24 protein-coding genes, 1 tRNA gene and 2 pseudogenes are annotated in these 22735 nt (G+C 53.7%); 16 read left to right on the top strand and 11 right to left on the bottom strand.

Going from position 1 to position 22735, the window contains the following annotated elements; translation table 11 throughout:
• Nucleotides 1–15: 15 nt before the first annotated feature.
• Nucleotides 16–342 carry an Arc family DNA-binding protein gene (locus tag DKB71_RS26800; RefSeq protein ID WP_003178899.1) on the bottom strand — a complete coding sequence of 109 codons (327 nt, stop codon included), beginning with the start codon at nt 340–342 and terminating at the stop codon, nt 16–18.
• Between the two features lie 864 nt (nt 343–1206).
• Between DKB71_RS26800 and DKB71_RS26795 the strand changes: the two genes are divergently transcribed.
• Nucleotides 1207–1278, top strand: a tRNA-Arg gene (locus DKB71_RS26795).
• Between the two features lie 314 nt (nt 1279–1592).
• Here the strand turns inward: DKB71_RS26795 and DKB71_RS26790 are convergent.
• On the bottom strand, nt 1593–2063 hold the full coding sequence (locus DKB71_RS26790) for a helix-turn-helix domain-containing protein (RefSeq protein WP_408598546.1): 471 nt from the start codon (nt 2061–2063) through the stop codon (nt 1593–1595).
• 353 nt (nt 2064–2416) lie between these two features.
• Here DKB71_RS26790 and DKB71_RS26785 point away from each other — a divergent pair, with 353 nt between their 5' ends.
• The 5 genes from DKB71_RS26785 to DKB71_RS26765 all read left to right on the top strand — a co-directional run bounded on the left by DKB71_RS26785 (nt 2417) and on the right by DKB71_RS26765 (nt 5210).
• Complete coding sequence (locus tag DKB71_RS26785) at nt 2417–2875, top strand: hypothetical protein (protein ID WP_408598544.1); 459 nt, start codon at nt 2417–2419, stop codon at nt 2873–2875.
• 97 nt (nt 2876–2972) lie between these two features.
• On the top strand, nt 2973–3701 hold the full coding sequence (locus DKB71_RS26780; RefSeq protein ID WP_408598542.1) for a metallophosphoesterase family protein: 729 nt from the start codon (nt 2973–2975) through the stop codon (nt 3699–3701).
• 65 nt (nt 3702–3766) lie between these two features.
• Nucleotides 3767–4171 carry a DUF6957 family protein gene (locus tag DKB71_RS26775; RefSeq protein WP_408598540.1) on the top strand — a complete coding sequence of 135 codons (405 nt, stop codon included), beginning with the start codon at nt 3767–3769 and terminating at the stop codon, nt 4169–4171.
• 47 nt (nt 4172–4218) lie between these two features.
• Complete coding sequence (locus DKB71_RS26770; protein WP_408598538.1) at nt 4219–4575, top strand: hypothetical protein; 357 nt, start codon at nt 4219–4221, stop codon at nt 4573–4575.
• A gap of 446 nt (nt 4576–5021) precedes the next feature.
• Nucleotides 5022–5210 carry an AbrB/MazE/SpoVT family DNA-binding domain-containing protein gene (locus tag DKB71_RS26765; protein WP_408598536.1) on the top strand — a complete coding sequence of 63 codons (189 nt, stop codon included), beginning with the start codon at nt 5022–5024 and terminating at the stop codon, nt 5208–5210.
• Between the two features lie 221 nt (nt 5211–5431).
• Here the strand turns inward: DKB71_RS26765 and DKB71_RS26760 are convergent, their stop codons facing one another.
• Nucleotides 5432–5731 carry a hypothetical protein gene (locus DKB71_RS26760; RefSeq protein ID WP_408598534.1) on the bottom strand — a complete coding sequence of 100 codons (300 nt, stop codon included), beginning with the start codon at nt 5729–5731 and terminating at the stop codon, nt 5432–5434.
• Nucleotides 5732–6060: 329 nt separating this feature from the next.
• Between DKB71_RS26760 and DKB71_RS26755 the strand changes: the two genes are divergently transcribed.
• The 3 genes from DKB71_RS26755 (at nt 6061) to DKB71_RS26745 (ending at nt 8205) form a co-directional block, all read left to right on the top strand.
• Complete coding sequence (locus DKB71_RS26755; protein ID WP_408598532.1) at nt 6061–6495, top strand: LexA family protein; 435 nt, start codon at nt 6061–6063, stop codon at nt 6493–6495.
• The gene (gene umuC / locus DKB71_RS26750) at nt 6482–7762 is read left to right on the top strand and encodes a translesion error-prone DNA polymerase V subunit UmuC (RefSeq protein ID WP_408601160.1); all 1281 of its coding nucleotides are present in this window, start codon (nt 6482–6484) and stop codon (nt 7760–7762) included. The genes DKB71_RS26755 and umuC overlap by 14 nt, the downstream gene beginning before the upstream one ends.
• Before the next feature lie 194 nt (nt 7763–7956).
• Complete coding sequence (locus DKB71_RS26745; RefSeq protein WP_408598530.1) at nt 7957–8205, top strand: type II toxin-antitoxin system PrlF family antitoxin; 249 nt, start codon at nt 7957–7959, stop codon at nt 8203–8205.
• Nucleotides 8206–8303: 98 nt separating this feature from the next.
• Here DKB71_RS26745 and DKB71_RS26740 read toward each other — a convergent pair.
• Nucleotides 8304–8630: pseudogene (locus DKB71_RS26740) on the bottom strand (hypothetical protein).
• 572 nt (nt 8631–9202) lie between these two features.
• Here DKB71_RS26740 and DKB71_RS26735 point away from each other — a divergent pair.
• Both DKB71_RS26735 and DKB71_RS26730 read left to right on the top strand, forming a co-directional pair.
• Nucleotides 9203–9568 carry a histone-like nucleoid-structuring protein, MvaT/MvaU family gene (locus tag DKB71_RS26735; protein WP_408598529.1) on the top strand — a complete coding sequence of 122 codons (366 nt, stop codon included), beginning with the start codon at nt 9203–9205 and terminating at the stop codon, nt 9566–9568.
• A gap of 181 nt (nt 9569–9749) precedes the next feature.
• Nucleotides 9750–10034, top strand: a pseudogene (locus DKB71_RS26730) (transposase domain-containing protein).
• Between the two features lie 513 nt (nt 10035–10547).
• Here the strand turns inward: DKB71_RS26730 and DKB71_RS26725 are convergent.
• Nucleotides 10548–12134, bottom strand: a complete 1587-nt coding sequence (locus DKB71_RS26725) for a diguanylate cyclase (protein WP_408598527.1) — start codon at nt 12132–12134, stop codon at nt 10548–10550.
• A 321-nt stretch (nt 12135–12455) separates the two neighbouring features.
• Between DKB71_RS26725 and DKB71_RS26720 the strand changes: the two genes are divergently transcribed.
• Nucleotides 12456–12695, top strand: a complete 240-nt coding sequence (locus DKB71_RS26720) for a DUF2934 domain-containing protein (protein WP_408598525.1) — start codon at nt 12456–12458, stop codon at nt 12693–12695.
• 65 nt (nt 12696–12760) lie between these two features.
• Here the strand turns inward: DKB71_RS26720 and DKB71_RS26715 are convergent, their stop codons facing one another.
• From DKB71_RS26715 to DKB71_RS26700, 4 genes are all read right to left on the bottom strand, one after another.
• Entirely contained in the window at nt 12761–13036 is a 276-nt protein-coding gene (locus DKB71_RS26715; RefSeq protein ID WP_408598523.1) for a hypothetical protein, read from the bottom strand.
• A gap of 195 nt (nt 13037–13231) precedes the next feature.
• Nucleotides 13232–14533, bottom strand: coding sequence for an erythromycin esterase family protein (locus DKB71_RS26710; RefSeq protein ID WP_408598521.1), 1302 nt, complete (start codon nt 14531–14533; stop codon nt 13232–13234).
• A gap of 406 nt (nt 14534–14939) precedes the next feature.
• Nucleotides 14940–15155, bottom strand: a complete 216-nt coding sequence (locus DKB71_RS26705; RefSeq protein WP_408598519.1) for a DUF2934 domain-containing protein — start codon at nt 15153–15155, stop codon at nt 14940–14942.
• A 224-nt stretch (nt 15156–15379) separates the two neighbouring features.
• A complete protein-coding gene (locus DKB71_RS26700) occupies nt 15380–15631 on the bottom strand; it encodes a DUF6555 family protein (protein ID WP_408598517.1) in 252 nt (83 codons plus the stop codon).
• Nucleotides 15632–16026: 395 nt separating this feature from the next.
• Here DKB71_RS26700 and DKB71_RS26695 point away from each other — a divergent pair, with 395 nt between their 5' ends.
• Complete coding sequence (locus DKB71_RS26695; RefSeq protein ID WP_408598515.1) at nt 16027–16338, top strand: hypothetical protein; 312 nt, start codon at nt 16027–16029, stop codon at nt 16336–16338.
• 814 nt (nt 16339–17152) lie between these two features.
• On the opposite strand, the gene DKB71_RS26690 is transcribed toward DKB71_RS26695, so the two are convergent.
• Both DKB71_RS26690 and DKB71_RS26685 read right to left on the bottom strand, forming a co-directional pair.
• Nucleotides 17153–17389, bottom strand: a complete 237-nt coding sequence (locus DKB71_RS26690; RefSeq protein ID WP_408598513.1) for a hypothetical protein — start codon at nt 17387–17389, stop codon at nt 17153–17155.
• 642 nt (nt 17390–18031) lie between these two features.
• Nucleotides 18032–18712 carry a TetR/AcrR family transcriptional regulator gene (locus tag DKB71_RS26685; protein WP_408598511.1) on the bottom strand — a complete coding sequence of 227 codons (681 nt, stop codon included), beginning with the start codon at nt 18710–18712 and terminating at the stop codon, nt 18032–18034.
• A 116-nt stretch (nt 18713–18828) separates the two neighbouring features.
• Between DKB71_RS26685 and DKB71_RS26680 the strand changes: the two genes are divergently transcribed.
• From DKB71_RS26680 to DKB71_RS26670, 3 genes are read left to right on the top strand one after another with little or no spacing between them, the layout of a single operon-like run.
• Nucleotides 18829–19830 (top strand): efflux RND transporter periplasmic adaptor subunit, encoded by a 1002-nt coding sequence (locus DKB71_RS26680; RefSeq protein ID WP_408598509.1) that lies wholly within the window; start codon nt 18829–18831, stop codon nt 19828–19830.
• On the top strand, nt 19827–21611 hold the full coding sequence (locus tag DKB71_RS26675; RefSeq protein WP_408598507.1) for an ATP-binding cassette domain-containing protein: 1785 nt from the start codon (nt 19827–19829) through the stop codon (nt 21609–21611). Before DKB71_RS26680 ends, DKB71_RS26675 begins: the two co-directional genes overlap by 4 nt.
• Nucleotides 21608–22735, top strand: a complete 1128-nt coding sequence (locus DKB71_RS26670; RefSeq protein WP_408598505.1) for an ABC transporter permease — start codon at nt 21608–21610, stop codon at nt 22733–22735. Before DKB71_RS26675 ends, DKB71_RS26670 begins: the two co-directional genes overlap by 4 nt.

The following is a 22735-nucleotide window of genomic DNA, read 5'->3' as shown; positions in this document are numbered from 1 at the left end:
GCTTGCGGGGACGAATCAGGAAGCGTCTGCAGCCATCTCGGCGTCATGGGCGATCAATGAGACAAGCGCGTTTTGCTGACGGTGAGAGAGTTGGCGGAAGCGTTGCAGCAGTTCGCGCTCGTGCAATGACAGCTCCGGGCTGTCCAGGCGCATGCTCAGCTCTTCGCCCAGTGCGCCTTCCTGAATGAGACTCTGCTCCAGGCGCGCAATGATTTCGGAGTTCATGCTGCGGTGATGATTGCGAGCCACCTCGGCAATGCGTTCACGCATTCCGTCTGGCAGACGTACGACGAACTTGTCAGCCGTACGGCTGGAATAAATTGCCTGTTTCAATGGGCGCATATATTTAACCGGTTAGTTCAGGGGAGCGGTTCTCGGGATTGGCCGCAGGATGTCTGATAGGACAAGCGCTCTGGCCAAATGTTCAACCTGAATTGATTGAAGCTGGCATCATGCCTCAAGCTCGCCAGATCATTGGCGCCAATTCTGTGACAAATATTGAGCTGGATAAAGGCGTTCTGCCAGCACCAGTTATCAGAAATGCGGACTGGTTTTGAAAATTGCCGGGTCCGTCTCTCTGGCCGCGTCCTTTGCCCTCCAGTTCTCTGGAAAAAACCGAGGGGCATCCCATGCGTATTCGATCACTGTTCCTTATGTGTACAGGATAGTGGCAATTGGCCGATTTACTAGTGGCAAGCGTGTAACGAGAGTCGTTTAGGATGGGTGGCAGGCAGTTTTTTGTGGCTGTCCCTTCCTGGGAGGGGGAGGGCCTGGCCTGTGCGCTAAAAGTCCGAGCCCGCGCGTGACATCTGCCTACACTTAAAAAGCCCACGGATGACATGACAAAGGCAGGCTCGCCCGTTAACATGCACGCCGTCTATCGCTGCGCGAATTTCGCCGGCACCTTGTGTCTCAGTAGCTCAATTGGATAGAGCATCCCCCTCCTAAGGGGAAGGTTGGCAGTTCTTATCTTGCATTGCGTCTAGGTGCATCAGAAAGAGTTTGTCTGGAATGCCCCCTAGCTTCCTTTTAAAAGAGAAGGACTCAGCAGTTGACTGGGAATGGTGTAAAGAGATCTGACTGAATGAACACGGTCTATGGTGCGCGGGCAAAGATGTAGAGGTGTAAGCTTTACGAGTTAACGCCTTGTTTTTCCTGTTCTTTGCTTGAATCCAGCGGCAAAAAAATCCAAGATGTACACGTTACGTCCTCTTAGTTCAACGGATAGAACGAGCCCCTCCTAAGGGCTAGATGCAGGTTCGATTCCTGCAGGGGACACATCCTTTCAGTAGCTCTCCCTTCGTAAGGCACCTTGCGGATGGATCTTAACCTCGGGCGTTTTTCTGGCCTGCTTCAGGCAAGAACCAATGCTTCTCTTGCTGTATTTGTTCGTTTCAACCCATCCTTATTTTTCTATTTGCTACCCGTAGTGCGCGTTACTGTTGCATGGCCGGCCTCTTTGATCGAGCCCCCATCCTCAACTGAGCATCCATTCGCTCTTGTAGGCCAGCGCAAATCATAAGGCTTCAGATCTTCTGCAATTGACAATTCGCCGCCTCGACCTAAAGCCGTCGATATTGCCTTGATCGCCGCTAGTCCTTCTGCCAGTACCGATACACCGTTGAGCTCGCCAATCCAAGCCTCCGCGCCACCTCAGCCTGACTCAGTCCTAACGCTTTCAGCTCTCTCACAGCATCGGCATTCTCGGTTTTGCCAGGCTTACCGGAAGGTCTTTTTTTCAGATCTTTGCCCACAAATTGACTCCGGGCAAGCTGCTCTCCTCCGCCTGCTTTGAATGAGGCAAGCTCTGCACGTGCTCGCTCCAGAGTGGTGTCGGTAGGCTCATCCTTCTGGATGGCGACGCAGAGGGTCATAAGAGCAATAGGATCGAATTGGAGGGCCTCTGCTAGCTCAATCAATTTCGCAACCGTGATATTGCTCTTACCTTGCTCCAGCTTACCTATGTTTGCTTTTGCACTGACGTCTGCCAAATCACCGTAGTCGAAGCCTCGGATTGTCCTGATTGCCCTGAGCGTTCCGGCGATCTCATTCTTAAGCGACATGGTCTGCCTCAAAAGCGAGGATAGAGCCATAACGCGCGTCTTCCGATAAACCACGTTTGGTGGTATTATAGGAAATATGCGGTGACGCCTTTTCAGAGCTAAGCCGCACAATCATGGGTTCAGAGTCTTTTTGAGATGGGCATCTGTCAGTTTTAGCCACCTGAGCACCAAACATATCACATGTATTGCCAGACACTTTTTGATCGGATCTGAAAGAGATACCGATGGCCAGCGGGTGCGTCAAAGCCTCGGAGACGTCTCAATGGTTCGTCGGAAAAAACCGGGGATATGAAAGATCGTCAGTGGGACAACTTGAGGTCATTCACTGACTTGGACGGTAAGGAAAACGCGAAATGTTTATTTCACATGAATCTTGTTTGCTGCGTCTACCTGGCTTCTCTGGGGCAGGTCTAGCGGCTTGGCGGATGGTCGAAAGGAATTCGATAGATCCTTGGTATCACGTCCTTGTTCGAGATCACGAAGGAGCTAGGGCTTATACAAGAAAGAAGATGCCTACAGACCTCTCATTGTTGGCTGGCCTGCTCGCGAAGCAGAGCCCAACCTTCGTCATTGAAGAGGTGCAAGTCGTGACTCCGCCATCGATGAACGGTGGCATCTCCGAACGTATGGAGGTACTCATCAATCTTGTGGTCGGGTATGACCAGAATGGGGAGTACGTGATGCTACATAAGGTCGAAAGCGGGACTGTTTACAGTAGCGCTCCTGATAGTGCGATCGACGCCGGATCACTCACCAGCCCTCGAACGATCTACAAAGCCAAGCAACAAGCTGCATCACCGCCTCAGAAATGACCAATAGTGCTCAAGATCTCGATGCTCCCAGCTTTAGAGAATTCGTTTAGGGTGGATGAGGTGGTTAGCCACAGCCGCGACGAAGACAACTAATGCCATGAAACTCGGAATTTATTCAGACCTACACAACGAGTTCTCTCGGTTCGATCCCGCTCCGAGCGACGCTGACGTGGTCATTCTTGCGGGCGACATCAATCTGAAATCACGAGGCGTGAAATGGGCCAACGAGGTCTTCAAATGTCCTGTGATCTATGTGTGTGGCAATCACGAGTACTACGGCGGCCACATCGATCACACGCTTCGAAAAATGAAGGACGGCGCAGCGCCACATGTCCATGTCCTCGAAAATGAAGCCTTGATCCTGAATCAAACTAGGTTTTTGGTCACGACAGCGTGGACAGATTTCTCATCGACCGGAGATGTTATTGCAGCAAAACGCATCGCTTGGGAATGGATGAACGACTACACCGTTATCCGAACAGATGAGAGCTACCGGCGCCTTCGTCCCGATGATTTGATCGCTAAATCTAAAGCAGCTTATGCCTGGCTCACACAGGAACTGAACAAGCCATTTGACGGCAAAACCGTTGTAGTTACACACCATGCGCCGGCGTTGGATTACGTAGGTGACGATCATCCCGGACATCTGATTGCAGCCTATGCGAACAATTGGTCGGAGTTGTTGGCGAAGGCGGATCTCTGGATTTACGGGCACACCCACGTTACAGCGGATTTCTTCAAGGAAGGGTGCCGAGTAGTTTCCAATCCACGTGGTTATCCAGGGCAGAACACAGGCTTTGATCCTGATTTGTTGATCGAGCTTTGATTGCTTGAAACCAGTCATAAGCAAGCTCGTGGGGCTGACCGCGCTCATGAGATGGAGGATTTTTGATGGTGACGTTGGATGAAATCTCGCAACTTTTTTACGGCGCCGGGGAAGAGGTTGCCGGCTGGGAAGGTTCACAAGAAGACCTGATCTCGTTGGCAGCAAAGACGTTCCCCGGCAAAGCGTTCTGTGTAGTAAAACAGTGGATTTTTATCGACCTAACGGTTAATCCAGTTGAGAAAGAAAAGGTCATTGGGCTAGGTCTACTGCCCGCGACTTTGTTCGCACATGAGGTCGTTTTTGACAGTCGAAATCGATTTCAGCCCGGCATGTGGGTACGCAGCAACTTCGGAAAATCTTTCACCGAAGGCTGCATGTTTGAAACAAAAGGTACGGTCTACCTCCTTCTAGGGCCAGGACAGAGAAAAGAGGCCAGCATTGGTACCGCTTTTGCGATGAAAGCGAGTTGAGCAATGACTGGCGCAAAATACTACTTGAGTCATTTGGAGGTGGCCGGATGCCTGAAATCATCGAAGTCGAATTTCATAGTAAGTATCTCAGTGACTTCCAGCTGAGCCGTCTTGTACAAGCGAGTCTTCAGAAATACACAGTAGCCATAACGGCTTTTATCAGCGATGTGGTGATCATCGAGGACAGGTGCCTTGGCGTGTCCTTCGACCACTTTCCGCATGACGACGCGTACCGAACCGCCAATGGCGGGATCATTCGCACGGGAAAAATTCAGTCAGCGAGGAAAGAGGGGCGGTTTTGGCTACTCGAAACTCAGGACGGTAATTACGTCATCGCCAGCTTTAAGCGAGACCTCGGCAGAGCGACTTTTGTGAAGCTTCTCGAATCCGCCGACAATTTCTAAATGATGGTGAGATGTACAATTTTTCATCTCGAGATAGGGCCAGGCACATGGCGGAAGAGCGATGGTCAGTTGTTCGAGCAACAACCCACTTTGACGAATTGCTCGACCAGGTGACCATGACTCGAAAACCGGTTTTCATCGAAGGGGAACGAAGGACAGCGGTGCTCATTTCAATGGTGGAATGGGAGTCGATTCAGGACAAGCTCATTGCTCGAGCTCCGTCAGACCTATGAAAAATCGCTTGCTATCCCGCTTACGGTTTTAATCAGCAGCGCTCCGAATTATCCCTGCGGAGCGCTGACTCTAGGGTCGAACTGAAACTGCCTGCATGGTTGGCAGAGGAAATCCTGCCGTGCCTATAGCAGGCTTTTCATCATCAGCTTGTCCAAAATGATGTGGTCGACCGTGCTGCGGTTGGTGGACACTCACGAAATTGAGAGTGAAAAATGGATGAACAAAGACGTTGGACATCATTTTGTCACGACGCCGAGGACGGTTCAGGAGATCTCGTTATCGACCTGCCAGCAGACATGTTGGCTGAACTGGGATGGAAAATTGGAGACCAGCTCTCCATCAGTGTTGAAGACGGTCTGGGGATTATCAGGCTGGCTTCCAAACCGGCCGAAACATCTTAAATGGTCGATTCCTGGTGACGTGTAGGTGATGATGCCCACAAAAAGGGTTTGTCATCCATGGCAGATGAGGTACGCTGGAATGAAAAAAGGCGCCTGGTGAGCGCCTTTTAGAAGTCTAGGAGGGCTGGTAGCCGCAGCGCTTACTTAGCTAGCCGTCCATCTCTGGATGACTGGGTTGCAAGCCATCCGTTGTTGCTCGTTTTCTTGGCCAGTTCCGCTGTTCAGTAACCGCATTCGTTGAGCAGTTTCTGTAAAAAGCCACGTCGTCTGTGCACGGCACTCAGAATCAGGTAATCACGCTCGGTGTCCCTTGTTGAAAGGTGCCCAGCATCCACCAAACCATGGATGTAGCCTTCTGCTTTACCCCTTGCCTCAACTAGTGCTTCGATGGTCGTGCTTTTGTGAATATCTTCAGCAATCAGATGCCAGCGCTTTTTCTGGCGCTGCCCAATAGGGTCGTCCGAAAATTTCGGAGCGCTGATCAAGGTTTCAAAATAGCTAGGTTCGTTGGGTGTGCTCAAGGCGGATACTCACAACAGCGATGTCTGTGTCGAGGTTATCATGCGCATATCTAATCGCCTGTTGCTGGCCGGCTCACAGCTAAAACCAATCCCCGGAACGCGTGCGTTTACGATGGTAAAGCTAGGCGCTTGCGCGAAGAAGCGACTGCATGAATGCCGGCGGCACAACGAATAGCGGTCAAGCCTCAGTACTCCCGACATCCTGTTCAACCTTCAGAATTTGCACCCAGCGAATCCACCGGTCGCTATTTTCTTTGCCCGACATTGACCGCAAGCCGTCTTCGACGTTAACTGTATGAATATACAGTTCGCAGTTTAAGGCATTCATCATGAGCGTCACCATCCTTGGCCCGCTTTCAGAAGGGGGCGCCCAGCTCCCGTTTTACTCATTCAAAGTCCCAGCGGGCTTCCCGTCGCCGGCTGCTGATCACCTTGAACAGCACATCTCCATCGACGAGCTCCTGGACATCCGCGCACCGCATATTTACCTAGTGCGCATCGAAGGGCACAGCATGGAAGGTGCAGGTATTTTCGATGGTGATATGGCTGTGGTAGATCGCTCGATCACCGCTGAACACGGCCACATAGTGATTGCGGCAGTGAACTGCGAGCCGGTGTGCAAGCGCCTGTGCAAGCGAGGCTCGGACATCATCCTAATGTCCGAGAATGTAGGTTACCCGCCGCGATACATCCTCGAAGGTGATGAACTGATCATCTGGGGTGTGGTGACATTCAGTGTGCGCGCTCATGATCCGAAAGCCTGATCCTGTATTCGCCCTGATCGACTGCAACAGCTTCTATGCGAGCTGTGAGCGAGTCTTCCGCCCAGACCTAGCGAAGACGCCCATCGTGGTGCTGTCGAACAACGACGGCTGCGTGATTGCCCGTAGTGCGGACAGCAAGCCGTTCGTAAAAATGGGAGAGCCGTACTTCCAGATCAAACACAAACTCAAGCAGCACGGCATCGTGGCGTTCTCTTCGAACTATGCCTTATACGGCGATATGAGCGAGCGCGTGATGACGGTGATCGAGTCCTTGGTGCCCGCCATTGAGATCTACAGCATCGACGAAGCCTTCGCTGATTTAGCTGGAGTACCAGGCGATCTTGAAGCGCTCGGACGCCGCATACGTGCGCAGGTTTACCAGAGCACCGGCATCCCGGTTGGAGTTGGTATCGCGAGCACGAAGACCCTCAGCAAGCTCGCCAACCACGCAGCGAAAAAGTGGCAAGTGCAAAGTGGCGGAGTCGTCGACCTCCGCGACCAAACCAAGCGCGACTGGGTGCTGAAGAAATGCGCGGTCTCGGATGTTTGGGGAGTAGGGCGGAAGATGACCCTTCACCTGGAAGGCATGGGCATCAAGACCGCTTGGGATCTCTCCAAAACCGACCCCTGGATGCTCCGTAAGAAGTTCAGCGTGGTGATCGAGAAGACCGCACGTGAGCTCGCTGGCACTCCATGCCTGGAGCTCGATGAGCCTGATCCACCCAAGCAGGAGATCTGCTGCAGTCGCATGTTTGGCAAGCGCCTCACCGACATTGCGCCCATCAAAGAGGCTGTCGCGACGTACATGATGCGTGCCACCGAGAAGCTCAGAGCTCAGCAGTCGCTGTGCAAGAAGATCCGGGTATCGATTCGCACCGGCATGTTCAATCCAGAGGAAGCGAAGTACGCCAATGGCGTGTTGGTCGAGCTGCCATACCCTACAGACGATGTTCGGTTGATGACAAAGGCTGCGGTCGATGCAGTGGATCGAGTTTTCCGACCAGGCTTCAAGTACAGCAAAGCTGAGGTACTCTTGGTCAACCTCTGCCAGAAAGGCGAGTATACCGAAGACCTGTTCTCGATCTCCCAGCCAGTTGCGACGGAGAAGGTCATGGGGGTGCTGGACGCCATCAACGGTCGGTGGGGTAGGGGAACGATGCGCTTGGCGAGTGTGCCTACTGATCCTGAATGGGGGATGCGCCGAGAGATGATGAGCCAGAGCTTTACGACGCGGGTTGATCAGCTATGGACGGTGTATTGCAGGTGATTCGAGTTTCACCATGGATTGGGAAGCGGCAAAACTGAATTATCTTAAATTATGGCTCGGCCATAATTATTGCTGAGCCATAATTTATCAGCTCAAAAAGCCACTGTCTGGCCATCGAAGCAACACGTCGTCAGCAAAATGGGCAGGACAGTACCGCAGTTGCTCCAACGTCGAACTGCAGATAAGGTTAGGTCATGAATGAACTTAATATCGACAACTTCACGTTTGCGAGCCGCGTTGAAAGCGAGACCGCGCCGACGCTTATTGAACCGATGGAAGCTCATCTTTCCGTATCCCGAACGCTCGAGCTTCTGGCGGATGACATGAATGCGCATCCGGAGCGCATTCAGCCCGTAGATACGCGTCTGGGCGCTCGAATCTTTTCGCTGGTCGGTCAGGTCGAAGTTGACCTCAATTCACCGCTCTCAGCGGAAGACGAATAATTCAGGGCAGCGAACCCCCGACCTACCTGTACGGGATTCCCTAGTCTCGTTTTCTCAGTCCCAGCGGCCCCAACGCAAGGGAAAAACCTGCAGAGGGATCAATGGCTGGTGCTTTCGATCAAGGAGCGGTACCACTCTGCATAAGGTGTATTGGCCACCTGGTGCCTGTTGAAGTCCGGACTGCCATCGTTCTACCAAACCGGCCCGCGCTCCCCGAGCGCTTCCTTTGCCGTTTGAACATGCTCTCGGGCCACTGTTAGCTCCCAGTCATCGCTAGACGCTTTCGCTGCCTTTACCTCACGACGCGCCGTCATCAAGTCCTTGACTAGGAGCTGCCGCACATCTCCATTCAGCAAAGGATTGCTGCAGCGCCATAATTTTCCTTTGACTACAAAGTATCGACCGTCAGGTGTCGTCGGGTACATCCCTTAAGCTCCCAAAAGCTCGTCATCTCCTGCCGTCATCTCCTGCCGTCGTCTCAACACGCCGGTATCTCTCGGGCGGCATCAGTTTGACGAAGTCACTAGCGACATGAACGAGGCATTGGCGTTTGCCTCCTACTGTCATCAGGGGAAGGAATGTCCTCGGCACACAACTGGTGACGACGTACGATTCGCAGCAGTCCCCACAACATAGCCAGGGCTATCGCCATCCAAGCGGCGATCATGCTGAAGATTGTCATGGCAAGGATCATAAATTCCTCCACTCCTTTGTCGTCTTCTTGTCCTCCTAGTAGATGACCGTATGCCGCCTGCGTGATTCAACTTGATGACGGGTAGGGTGGGGTATGAAGCCGGTGGTATGGATTAAAGTGGCGCGCTTATCGACCAAAGCGGTGCACAAAAGATTCGGCCAACCTGGCAAGCTGCGACGGACGTTAGCGCCAGTATGAAGCTTCAAATGTTTGCGACTTACTGAACAAGGAAATCCCCCGATTTTTCGAAAGGAAATACTGTTTTTGGTGTAACGTTAGGATGATAATCACGGAGAGAAATCCATGTCCAAACTCGCAGAATTCCGCCAGCTCGAAAAACACCTCGCTGAACAGCTTCAAGCACTTGAAGCCCTCAAGGGAGACGCTGGCCTGAAGCAGGAAATTGAATTTGAAACGAAGCTCCGTGCCCTGCTTGCCAAGTATGGTTACAGCTTGAAAGACATCGTTAATCTGCTTGATCCACAAGCCGGTCGTCGTGCTCCAGCTACCCAACCACAATCCAGCACTCGCAAGCCTCGCGAAGTGAAGGTCTACAAAAATCCGCACACCGGTGAAGTTGTCGAAACCAAAGGCGGCAATCACAGAATGCTGAAGGAATGGAAAGCAGAACACGGCTCGGCGACTGTTGAGTCTTGGCTGAACAAGTGATTCGGGACTGGATACAAAGGGCCTTCGAGGGTATTGCCGATCAGTTAAGCCTCATTGGTTGACCTTTGGTGGCAAAAACTCAAAATCCGATGCGCGAATAGCATCGGATTTTTATGCGTCTAGTACTGGAACTGAACCAGAACTTCGTCTCGGCTCCCAATTCCCTTGAGGGATTGGACTCGTGCTTGATCCATCTCTGGTCGAACAGGCCTTGGAGCAGGCAGGTGTCGCCACCTTGCGCAAGTGGCGCTTACCGCTGGAAATGACGCTTTGGTGCTAATCTCCATGGGTTTTATCGGCGCATGTCGGCATGTGATGTCGCATGAATATTATCTCCCCCGGGCAACGTCCGGTGGTCGCGCCCAGCGCCGTAGTCCATGCCCGTCAGCGATTGGGCAGGGCGGCCCTACGACGAGTCTTCGATCTGACTCAGAAGTGCTGGCATGAAGCCACCGGCCATCGTTGAGACTCATAGCCTAGAACTCAGCAACATGCGCCGCAGTGTATCGAGCGCGGCGTCCTTCGGTACCTGGTTGGCCACTACAAGAGTCCTAACCCATCCGCACATTTGTCCAAATGCGCCAAAAGGAAAAGCTAGCCGGCCTTTGGCCGAATCAACGACTAGCCGCCAAGCCCCCATTCCCCTGAAGTCTCTCAGCAAGGTTGCTTGGGTTGAGTGGTGAAATCCAAGCGAAGAATCAGCTTGAAGTAGCGTTAGAAATGATCTCGAGAAGGATTTTGGAGAAGGCTGTTTTTTGATTTCAATATATACACTCCGTTTCAAAAAAAAGAATTCAAGGGGGCACACTGAAATATATAGTTCTTGACTTTTTGGAAGGCTTGAAATTTCTGGGGTTTACGTCATCGCTCGCAGCAGAGGAGGGATGAGGGAGCACGGAAAAAAACCGGCGTCTTAAGTGAGGTGACCAATTGCCCGCTGAAATTGCATACGTCGGAGATCGGAGGCATAGAGGTACGCTCAGCTTTTGATGTCGATCTCATCCCGGAACTTATCGACGCAGTACCAACGATCCCGTCCTTTTTGCTTCGCTAGATACAGATGTACATCAGCCGCTTTGAGCAACACACTCGGCGTCATGTCTTCAATGCGTGGTTGGCTGGAAGTGATACCGGCACTCGCGGTCACCTTGCCTAATGAGCTGCCGGCGTGAGCAATATTCATTGAACGAATGGCTTCCAGAATAGCTTCGGCGATCTGTATCGCGCCCCTGCTATCGGTGTTCGGAAGCAGCACGGCAAATTCCTCTCCCCCGTACCTAGCCGCCAGATCTCCAGGCCTTTTGATCGCTTGCTGAATCATGGCCCCAACCGCACTTAGGCAATCGTCCCCGGCAGCGTGGCCATAGCAATCGTTGTAGCGCTTGAAGTGATCGACATCGATCATGATCAATGACAGGGATGATCCTTGGCGCCTGGCTAAGCGGATCTCATCCAGCAGTGCGATATCCAGACGTCTACGATTGGCCAGTCCCGTGAGGCTATCAGTCAATGCCATGTCACGCAGGGTTTGGTGTGCATGACGAAGCTCTCTTTCCATCAGCATTCTTTGCCCTAGCTGACTTAAAACCATGAAGCCGAAAACCGCGAGTATGCCAATCAGTCCCACCAGTACGCCCCCGGTTTTTAGGAGATCGCGTCGCCAAGGTGTGGTGATGGATTCGCGGGATAACCCTGCTTCCACAATGAGAGGATACGTCGTCAATGCTCTATAGCCATACAGACGCTCGGTGTCGTCTATGACCGCTTTGGCTTCAGCTATCCCTGCAGTGGAAGTTGGTAAGTAGTGCTTGAAGATTATGCTGTTCGCTAGGCTTTTACCCAGGTCTGATGCGATGAAGGGGCGCCGCACCAAGATCGTTCCATCGCGCCGGGCTAGTACCAATATGCCCTTGTCGTCGATTTTGAAACCGCCGTAATAATCCACGAAGTAGCTGACCTTGATCGTTCCCAGCAACACGCCTGCGAAAGACCCGTCGGAATTATTCAGTCGTCGTGAAATGGGAATGATCAGATCGTTGGTGGATCTGCTCTTCACCACCTGACCGATTCGAAGATTACGATCAGTGTGTGACCGATGGTATTGAAAGTAATCGCGGTCGGCATTGTTCGCTGGTTTCGGCGTCACCTCTTTATCTGTGGCTATCCACTGCCCATCAGCGCCGTAGATGAAAAGCCCATGAAGCTGGGGCATGATTTTGGATTGCTGAACCAGCAGGTTGTGCATGCGTGGGACATTGATGTTTTGCAAACCGTCGTCTTCGATACGCTCATTTAGCGCTGCAGTCAGTACATCCACTTGTCGAATGGCATCCTCTGCATGCTGTGCTGTCGCGCGGGCTAGGTTCGTCACCGAGTCTCTGGCTATTGCAAAGGCGTGGCGATAATCACGCCACGCCCGCCAGCCTTCAACTGCCGAGAATGAAACGATTACCAATACCATGAAGCTCAGAACGAGTCGGAAGGTAGTTCCCGCTCGCACGGGTGGCGCAGAAAAAATATCAGTGGAGCGATTTGGCTTTGGCGTTGGCTTTTCACCTCCAAGCACCTGAACCTCCTTCAAAGAGTGGACGGCATACGCTCTGCACTGTGACCCACCTTTGCCGCATCAGTCGTACGTAGGTGGGTACGACTTGAGATCGAAATTTCCAGCCCCTGAGCCGGTATAAAGGCGATATGAATAAGACCCGGAAATAAATGGTTAGTGCCTTTAGAACGGTATGGATTTGATGGGTCAGGGGGGGCAGCAAATTCTCAGACAATCCGGTAGACAAGGGCTCGCGTTAGTCGGTTTTTTTGGTGGGAGCGCGATACTTCAGGTGTAATAGTGGCTTGAAGCGTCAGTTTGGGTTTCAGGAGGAGAACAACAATGATCGATGAAACAACCATCCGGGAACGAGCGTATGCATTGTGGGAAAAGGATGGTCGGCCAGAGGGGGCCGCGAATTTTTATTGGCACCTTGCTCGGGAGCAACTCGAAGCAGGGGCCCGGAGACTACACGATCAAGACTCGCTGGATCACGTTCCTTCCCATAGTGGTTCTTGGGAACCAGAGGGCATGTTGAGGGGCGTGGGAAGGTACGATTCCGTTGATTCAGAGCCTGCCTGATTTAATCCAGGCTGATTGTGGAGCTCAAGATTAGGTTCACTTTCTTCCAGCTTTGCTGTGGACGATCAACTCAGAGGCTTGGGCTGATCGTCAATTTCTGGCGGGTGATCCCAGCCAAGCTGCCGGTAGGTGGTTTTGTCTTGTTCAGGAAAGTCTGTCTGGTATTTTCCCCAAGCCATGTAAGAATAATATTTAGTCATCGCTTCAAAATGGCTTTCCGCGTCGACCTGCCAGATAAGCTTCGCTTCTGCATGAAGCATTGCCCGCGCATCCTCTCCATGAGGGCCGGCAAGACAGAACATTCGACGTCCGTCCGGGTCTAACCAAAGTTCATGGTTCATCGCTGCCTCTCGTTTTTTGACGCCATCAATGGCCCGTGGAACATCTCCGTTACCCCAGAGGAAAGCCCCCGGATTGGCTGGTTCAAGCTTGTGCTGCCAGCTGTGTTCTCAGTACAGCAGACTTTGCGTCCTATCATGATCGCCGGCGATCGGATCGGCCTGCTAGCACCGTAAGCCCATGGCGACGCTTGGCATTCAGGTGCCGAAAGGAAAAGTATCCAATTCGTGGCTCGAGGAATGTTCGATAGCTAAAGGCAGGATCGCTTGGGTGTGAGCAAACCAGAGATAGGCGTCGAATTGCTCGCTGAGGGTTGCTTCGAAGTAGTGGCTCTGACGTTCGGTTTGCGGCCGGTAGATCACGCCGATGGCGCGCTCCAGTAACCGTGCGGACAAAGCCGAGCGCAATGCATCATTGTGGTCATCGCGCCAATCATAAACAGCTTGGTGATGGCCTGCCTCGGCAAAAGCACGCTCCCAACTGAGGGGCAATGCAGGCAGAACATTCTTGATTTCCATGGGGCCATCCCAATCGGTGGCGGCCGCTACGGTGCCTTCATTGGTACCCATGCCTATTAGCACTGCGTTGTCGCCATAAGTTTCACGACAGAGCTGGCCTAGGGTCAATTGGCCGCTATTCCCCATCTGCGTGGCCCTTGCATCCCCAACATGAGAGTTGTGTGCCCACACAACCGCCTTGGCATTGCGATTCAGGCGCGTACGTACAGCCTGCAATGTTTCAAACATGTGCCGATCTCGCAGATTCCACGAGGCCGTATTGCCACGATACATTGCCCGGTAGTATTGCTCGGCAGCTTGGATGACCCGAGCATTCTGCGTGGCGTTGAACAAGGCCTCCTCGTCTCGTGCCATCAACGTCAGGCGTTGGTTCAACAGCACATGTAGCTGTGCAAGGACATCCCTCTCACAATTTGCCATGCCACCACGCTCGGTGAAGTGCCCATACAGCGCCGGATCGTCATGCCAAGGGGTTAGGCATGCATAGCGTTGTCGGGCCTCGCGCGCCATGGATGGATCAATGTCTTCCAGATATCCGACGACTTCGCGGATTGAACTGCGCAGGCTATATACATCCAGGCCTCGGATTTGCACACGTCTATCCGATGGTAGTGTCTGGTTGTGGTCGCTCAACCAGCGAGCGAATGCTTGGACGTCGGTGTTACGCCACATCCAAGTGGGAAAACGAGAAAAAGCGGCATCTTGCCACTCACCTTTCCCTCGCTGTCTGACACAACGATCAATCTGATCCGCGTCAGGCCAGTCGGCCTCAAGTGCCACGATGGAGAAGCCATGCTGGGTAATGAGCCTTCGGGTTATCGCGGCGCGCGCGCGATAAAACTCATGGGTGCCGTGGCTGGCCTCACCAATCAGAACCACCCTGGCATCGCCAAAGCGATCGAACAGTGTGGCGAAATGCTCGCTCTCGACATCGGTAAAAAGCTCGGCATTGTCGCTCAACGCTAAAGAGAGCATGGTCATGGCTCAGTCCTCCTGTGAGGAATGACACTTAACAATTAGCGAATACGTTATTGACGGGATGAGCGGGTCAGCATGTGAACCGACACGCTGCAAGCAGCCACTCTTCTATGAAGGTCATCAGGACTTTCGCTTTGTTTGTTTAGCGGTAGAGGGCTGGGGGCGAACGGTGTTCCAACGAGATGACGGAACGATTGCATGGCGCTCTGTTGGGGCTCGCGCCGGGTTTAGCTGACCGCTAGACAAAGGATGAACATTCGCAATGATCATCCGACTTTTCGGGATTGCCGCTTGGATGATAGAACTGGCCAAGGGCTACATTAATAGTTTCCTCACGGTGATAGCGCGCATTGGACGTGCGCGCTATCGATGGAGATCTGCCAATCGCTCTGAATCTTCAGCTCGAGCGTTAACGTCCATCGTTTTGGTTATCCGTCTCGGCGGTAGAGTCGGCTTGTGACGGCGCATTTTCGCTACCAAGCTTTGAACCAGCCGTGGAACTATCAGAATCCTCTTCGCCGGTTGAGTTTTCAGCAGTGAACCAGTGCTCCAGGTCTTTTCCTTGGGGTTTTCCCTCTTTTTCCCAAAGCCGATGTGCAGCTTCTCGGATTTTTTGCTCATCCATCGTCAAATCCTCCCATATTTCACTGGGTGATTTCAGGCGAAACCGGAAAGCCAGCATCGGCTACCGATTCGTCCATCATGTTTAATGGTAGTTGTCATTACAAGTTTCATCATCGCAGTTGATCGCATAACGGTGCACACGCTGACACAGGCGGTGGTGCCCGCCGTTACAAGGGCTGTGCCTCGGCGATCCGAACGTACCGGCGCCGAAAGTCTGAGCGCTGATCATGTTGCTACCCCCGTCCAGTTCAACGTCGACGATTCGCGCCAGGTGACATCGCTCAGCCCATATTTTTCGGCCTGAGGTTTGGACACAAGCTTCAGCGGCGGTTTTCCAGGTTTCGGAATGGGTGCCACGCCGGCGTCACAGCTCGCCCAGTGCCACGCATCGACATCGCGCATGATCTTTGCGCGAATGATGAAGGACTTCGGCTCCCCATGGAGCTTGTACTCGATGATGTAAAGACCGGTATTCATAGGCTCCCTCCATGTTTCCCATAGACAAAGGAGTGGCTCATTCAAAAAAAATTCAAAGGGTTCTACGATGCAGCTACCCGTAGATTGCTGGCGAAAGACGTATTGATCGCGGGTGTTAGCCGTTTGGTGAGTCAAACACGGGCGCCTGCAATTTTTGGAATGAAGCCGTCCGCAACAGGTCAACCATCTAAGACCTCAGGGTAGAGTTCTCATGTCCATTCCGTGACCAGTGGCGAGCTGTCAGGGGAATGGCCTGGGTCGCGTTGCACGAAAGCAACGCAAGATTGCTGTAGCTGTCTCAGGTGTCCTCGGTCTCGGAGAGGTTGACGGAACTCCGAAAGGCACTATAGCTTTCGAGCGGCTCAACACTGCGTGTCGTGCCAAGGGGCATCAGTATGCATCTCATCGAGATTTTTCTGCCGCTCAACAAAAACGATGGCATCCGACAGCCCATGGGGCATTTTCGCCAAGTACGGGAACAGTTGATCGATCAGTTCGGTGGCGTGACGACATTCACCCGCAGCCCAGCGAAAGGCATCGTGCAGCAGGACGAGAGTGACCGCTTCGAGGACGACATCGTTGTCTATGAGGTTATGGTTGAAGCATTGGATCGGCTCTGGTGGCAAAGTTATAAGCGTGACTTGGAAGCGCGCTTTGAGCAGGAGGAAATTTTGATCCGTACGACCGTTGTGAAACTCATTCGATGAAAAGATATTCGAGTTAGGTTCGAGGGTGTGAGGTGATCACGAAAGCTTTCGAATACTTCACGTCAATCTCAGGCCGGCGTTGGCTAAGAAGCCAACTGAACGGTTGAATCCGCATGGCCTCCCCCAACATCCATCAGCGTGGATCGTTTAGATGCGACGCCTGCCGTGACAGCACCATTTCCTCCAGGATCTCGCGTACCAGCCTGTAGATACCCACTTCACCGTGGTATTGAGTGCGGTCTATGCTTGCGACCGTAAACTGATTCATATCAGGGCCCAAGACTTCTACTGAAAGAGTCCCGTCGAAATTGATAGAGCATACAATCGAGCAGTTCGGCAAGCGCGACGCCAAGAGAGTTTCGATTTCGTTCTTGCTTAAGGTGTCCATTGGCTCCCTTCTAAATTGGCAGGAAGCCAAGATTATAGAACTAGAAGCGGTGGCAAACACGATGCCGGGATGGGTTTTCGCATAAGCGCCACCGATTGAGGTTACTCTCCTTACTCCCGCCAGCTCTCGCGCCTCCGTTGTTTTGATAAATCAGTCAGGCCCGACCAGCTTTGGTAAACTCAATCCATCCCCTACAGTCGAGGGTATCGCCAGCGAAAAGCCGTTCACCTAAGTGCTCTCCTTTCATCGTGCCTTCAGCACTGATCAGCCAGGTCTCGACGGCTCGGACAGCCTGAAGCGGCATCCAGGCAGCCGAGTAAAACTCACTAAGTGACGCATACTAATTCAACAGTCACGTAGCGCTCTTTCAAAAGCCAGCCATGACCTTCCAGGCCATGAAGGTTCGATTCCCCGTAGGGAAACCAATCATTTTCCGTCAGCCACTTGCCTCTCTATTTCTGCCGCTTTGCGTCGCAGTTCCTCAGCTTCCTGCTCTTTAACCCTGGTAGAGGAGGGCGTGATGGTTTCATCAATCGCTTTTGTGTCCTCATCCATGTCTTCTAAATCACGTTTTACTACGTCAACCGGAGTACCTGACGCATCAGTGGGTTGACCGCTGGTGGTTGTTGTTGAAGCTTGTTTAACACCGTCGTCATTGCTCATTTTGATTTCCTCCCTTGGGATATCTATTGGATGGAGTTGAGCGATGAGGGTTCGAATTTTCGATGGGTATCAGGAGCTTTGCTTGTGAGGGGCTGAATACGCTTTAAGCCAAATTTGGAGGGTGTCACCCAACAATCGGCACGAAATCGAAAGACGCTGCCTGCCCAAGGGATAGCCGGCCAGCGGCTCGATCACCGATTGAATGCGGCTCCAAAGTTTATTGGGGCTTTCAGGCCCATATGGTGTGAATAGCTCGTGTTGAGACTCTGCAAGTAAGTGGTCGGGCGTGCCGCGTTGCGGGCGGCTTTCGTGAACCAAGCCGCTGTGCGTCTTGGCCCTGACGGGCTTCTATCCTCACGCCTGCGCGCTCCGCTTGCACGGCTCACTTCTGCTGACTCATCTTTTTGCAGATATTTACAGGGGCGATGAGGTACCTATCTCGAGCACATCTGATCCCCTGCTGGCAGCCTACAGCTAAAACCAATCCCTAGAAAGCACGCGTTTTTGATGGTGACTTTAGGCGCTTACGCGAAGAAGCGACTGCATGGCTGCCGATGACGCAACGAATATCGGTCAAGACTCAACATCACAAGTAATGCCTAGCCCAAGTGCGTGGCGCTGGCAGCTGGTTGCCCATTACGGCTAGTTTTTAGAATGTTGATTATCCTGGGATGGCTGCGCCACGCATTCCTTGCTTATTGCCTGCAAGCCCGCCAGCGCAAAGCTAAATAAGTGAGCGATCAATTGCTCTTTCGGCATCTGCAACACCAACTGCACCGGGCCGGGTAAACCATTGCCGGCAACCAGCAGCATCAGGCACGGTGCTGCCGTGCTGACCAAGCAGCGTAGCAGTGCAGGGTTGCTGATGGGGATGGCGGTTATCTCGCTCAGTATCCCCAGGATAACCGTGAGCTTTGGCTGCAACTCTTTGGTAAACAGCACCTGCAAATTGGATGATGGCGCCAGCAGTTCCCGGGCCAATACACCGGTGTGCCAGCCCCGTCCCGACTGAGCGGCATCTACCAGAAGGGTAAAAAACGCGCGCAGTTTTTCTTCTGCGCACTCATCGCGCTCGGCGATTAGCAGCAGGTCATCGAGGTCGATGATGTGTCGGTGCGCCTCGGCGAGCACGGTTTGATAAAGACCTATGCGACTGTTGAAGTGGTAGTTGATCGATGCCAGATCCACCTCGGCCTCTGCGGCGATGGCCTTGCTGGTGGTTTCTGCAAACCCGGTTTGGGCGAACAACCTGCCCGCCGTCTCGAGGATGCGCGCGCGGGTCACTTCACCGTCAATACGGCTGCTGCGACTCGATTTGGTCATGACCTTCATCTCTGCTGATTCGTGATAGTTGATTTTCGCGCGGATTAGATTAAAGTCAATTTAATCTAATTTTTTGACAGTGTCGTGTTGCGCACGTCTGCTTTCGGAATCTGCTTATGAAGAAGCCTCTAATTATTGTCGCAGTGGTTGCTGGTCTGGTGATCGCTGGGCTGCTTTTCTGGAACAGCCGCCACCGCGATGATCCAAGCACCCTCACGCTGCATGGCAATGTCGATATTCGCCAGGTGTCACTGGCCTTCGATGGCAATGGTCGTGTTGAACAATTGCGTGCCGAAGAAGGCGACTCAGTTAAAGCCGGCGCCGTACTCGCGGTGTTGGATACCCGTACCCTGACCTTGCAAGCCGAGCAGGCCCAAGCGCAGATTGCCGTGCAGGAAAAAAACCTGCTGCGCTTGCGTAATGGTTCACGGCCTGAAGAAATCGCCCAGGCGCGCAGCCGCCTGGCTGCCGCCAACGCCGATACCGCTCTGGCCAACCAAGACCTGGTTCGCTTACAGGGCATTGCCAATAAAACCAGTGGCCGTGGGGTTAGCGTGCAAGATCTGGATCGGGCCAAGAGTTCGCTGCAAGTCGCCAAAGCCAGGGGCGAGGAGCAGCAAAAGGCCTTGCGCCTTGCTGAGCTTGGGCCTCGCGCGGAAGACGTTGCCGGAGCCCAGGCACAGCTGCAGGTCTCGCAAGCGCAACTGGCATTGCTGCAGCATCAAATCGACTTGGGGACTTTAACCGCGCCCGCCGATGCAGTGGTGCGCTCGCGCCTTTTGGAACCTGGTGATATGGCCACGCCGCAGCGCCCCGTGTTCGCACTGGCGCTGACTAAACCCAAGTGGGTGCGGGTGTACATCGGCGAAGCAGACTTGGGTCGCATCAAGCCAGGTATCAGCGCCCGGGTATTGACCGACAGCCATCCTGATCAACCTATCGCCGGTAAAGTCGGCTACATCTCCTCGGTAGCCGAATTCACGCCCAAAGCGGTTCAGACCGAAGAGCTGCGCACCAACCTGGTCTATGAAGTCCGGGTGCTGGTGGACGACGGCAGCGATGTACTACGCCTGGGGCAGCCGGCCACCGTTTACCTCGACGGCAGTGCTGCGCGGTGAGCGATAGCGGCATTACGGTTTGTGCGCAAGGGCTGAGCAAGTCCTTTGCTGCGCCGGGGAGTGGCCGGTTAACGGCCGTAAACGAGGTGAGTCTGACCGTGCGTGCCGGTGAGCTTACGGCGTTGGTGGGGCCTGATGGCGCGGGCAAAACTACCCTGCTGCGTATGATGGCTGGGCTGCTCAAACCGGACGCAGGCAGCCTCGCGGTGTTGGATATCGATGTGATCGCTAGGCCCCAAGCTGTACAGGATCGCATCAGCTATATGCCGCAACGCTTTGGCCTGTACGAAGACCTTAGTGTGCAAGAAAACCTTGATCTGTATGCCGACCTTCACGGGGTTGCCCAAACAGTACGCCGCGAGCGTTTTGCCCGTTTACTAGAGATGACTGATCTGGCGCGCTTTACCGCTCGTCCAGCAGGAAAACTGTCCGGCGGGATGAAACAAAAGCTCGGCTTGGCATGCACATTGGTACGTTCCCCTGACCTGTTATTGCTCGATGAACCAAGCGTAGGGGTAGACCCATTATCGCGCCGCGACCTGTGGAAGATCGTCCAGCAACTGATCGATGATGAACAACTGAGTGTGATTGTCAGCACCGCCTACATGGACGAAGCCGAACGCTGCGGACAGGTCTACGTCATGAACCAAGGCAGCCTGTTGGCGCAGGGCACACCGGCGTCGTTGCGTGCCAAGGCACAAGGGCTGACCTTTACCGCCACGCCGCCTGCGGGAATGCCGGCGCGGGATTTACAAGCGCGCTTGATCGATGCCGATCAACTGATTGTCGATGCAGTGCCCAAAGGCGGTGCTGTGTGCTTTATTTTACAGCCACGAGAAAGCATCGCATCGGTTAGCGAGTTGTTGGGATCGATCGAACCCGAAGCTCGGCCAGAAGAGTTGGAAGACGCCTTTATGATGCTGCTGCGCAAACATCAGGCGCAGGACAGCGCCGCGCCTGCAGCGGCAACGGCGGCAACGGTTATTGCAAGGCCAAACACAGTGGCCTCAAGCAGCAGCGATCAACCAGCGATTGTGGTACATGATCTGGTCAGAAAATTCGGCGATTTCACTGCAGTGGCCAGTACTTCGTTTGAGGTCGCCCGTGGCGAAATCTTCGGCCTGCTGGGGCCCAATGGCGCAGGCAAAACCACCACCTTTCGTATGCTTTGCGGATTGCTTCCGGCCACCAGTGGCCAACTGCAAGTGGCTGGAGTGAATCTGCGCCATGCCCGTGCCCAGGCACGCGCACGGATAGGTTATGTGGCACAGAAATTTGCTCTGTATAGCAACCTCAGCGTGCGGGAAAACCTTGAGTTTTTCGGCGGTGCCTATGGCTTGCGCGTGGCGGCGTTGAGCCGACGAATCAGCACCGTACTGGAACAGTTTGAGCTGGAACCCTCCGCCCGCAGCGGCGAACTACCCGCCGGCTACAAACAGCGCTTGGCCATGGCCACCAGCCTGCTGCACGAGCCAGAAATTCTTTTTCTCGATGAGCCCACCAGTGGTATCGATCCGCTGGCACGACGCGCGTTCTGGCGCACCATTACAGCTTTGGCGCAGAGCGGCGTAACCATCATTGTCACCACACACTTCATGGAGGAAGCCGAATACTGCGACCGTATTGCTATCCAGGATGCCGGACAAATGCTGGCGCTGGGCACGCCACTGCAAGTACGTGAACAGGCGGGTGATGATCATTCCGGGGATATGAACAGCGCGTTTATCGCCATCGTTGAACAAGGCCGCGCTGCTCGATCATCTCAAGGAACCACGTCATGATCCGAACAGGTTTCGCTCGACGCTTGTTGGCCTTGGTGCGTAAGGAAGCCCGGCAGATACTGCGAGATCGTAGCAACTTGGCGGTGGGTTTGTTGTTGCCAGTGGTGCTGATTCTGCTATTCGGTTATGGCCTGTCTTTCGACGTCGAGAACGCACCGATTGCCGTGGTGCTGGAGGACAGTTCACCACCAGCGCGGGATTTGCTTGCGGGCATGCAAGATTCCCGTTACTTCGCCCCGCAGTGGGTCACCAGCATGCCGGAAGCGGAGCAGCAAATGCGCCTCGGGAAGGTCAATGCCATCGTGCGCGTGCCACAGGATTTCTCACGCCAACTAGCGGCAGGTGAGGGACGAGTGCAACTGTTCCTCAACGGGGTCGACTCCAACACTGCCAGCGTCGTGGAAGGTTACGTCAACGGTGTGATTGGCACATGGGCGCAGCATCAAGCTGACCGCGATGGTAATAAGGCTGCCAGCGGTAGCGTGCAAATAGAACAGCGCATGTGGTTCAACGAAGCTTCCACCAGCACCTGGTATTTGGTGCCCGGACTGATCGCCTTGGTTATGACCCTGATCGGCGCCTTTCTGACCTCGCTGCTCATCGCCCGGGAGTGGGAGCGCGGCACCCTGGAGTCGTTGTTTGTCACCCCCGTTAGACCGCTGGAATTGGTCTTGGCCAAGCTGGCGCCGTACCTGGTGGTGGGGGCGATTGATCTGATGTTTTGCCTACTGGCCGCCAAATTTCTGTTTCAGGTGCCAATGCGTGGCTCGCTGTGGCTGATCATGTTGGCGTCCATGTTGTACCTGACCGTCTCGTTGCTGCTGGGCCTGTATATCTCCGGTAAAACCCGCAATCAGTTCGAAGCCAGTCAAATGGCGCTATTGGTCAGCTTTATGCCGGCCATGATGCTTTCGGGTTTTGTCTTCGATCTGCGCAACGTGCCGGTCATCATTCAAGTGATCAGCCAACTGTTGCCCGCGACACACTTCATGGGCCTGATCAAAACGCTGTTTATGGCCGGCGATAACTGGCAGATGGCCCTGCGCGACTGCTCGATTCTCTGCCTGTACATCGTTGTGCTCACCGCAGCGGTGAATCGCACGCTGAAGAAAACCCTGGACTGA

This window comes from Pseudomonas sp. PLMAX, from assembly GCF_046042685.1.
In the GTDB taxonomy this organism is placed as follows: domain Bacteria; phylum Pseudomonadota; class Gammaproteobacteria; order Pseudomonadales; family Pseudomonadaceae; genus Aquipseudomonas; species Aquipseudomonas putida_AE.
The sequence above is the reverse complement of the archived record's forward strand: the minus strand, read 5'-3'. Positions and strand labels throughout refer to the sequence as shown.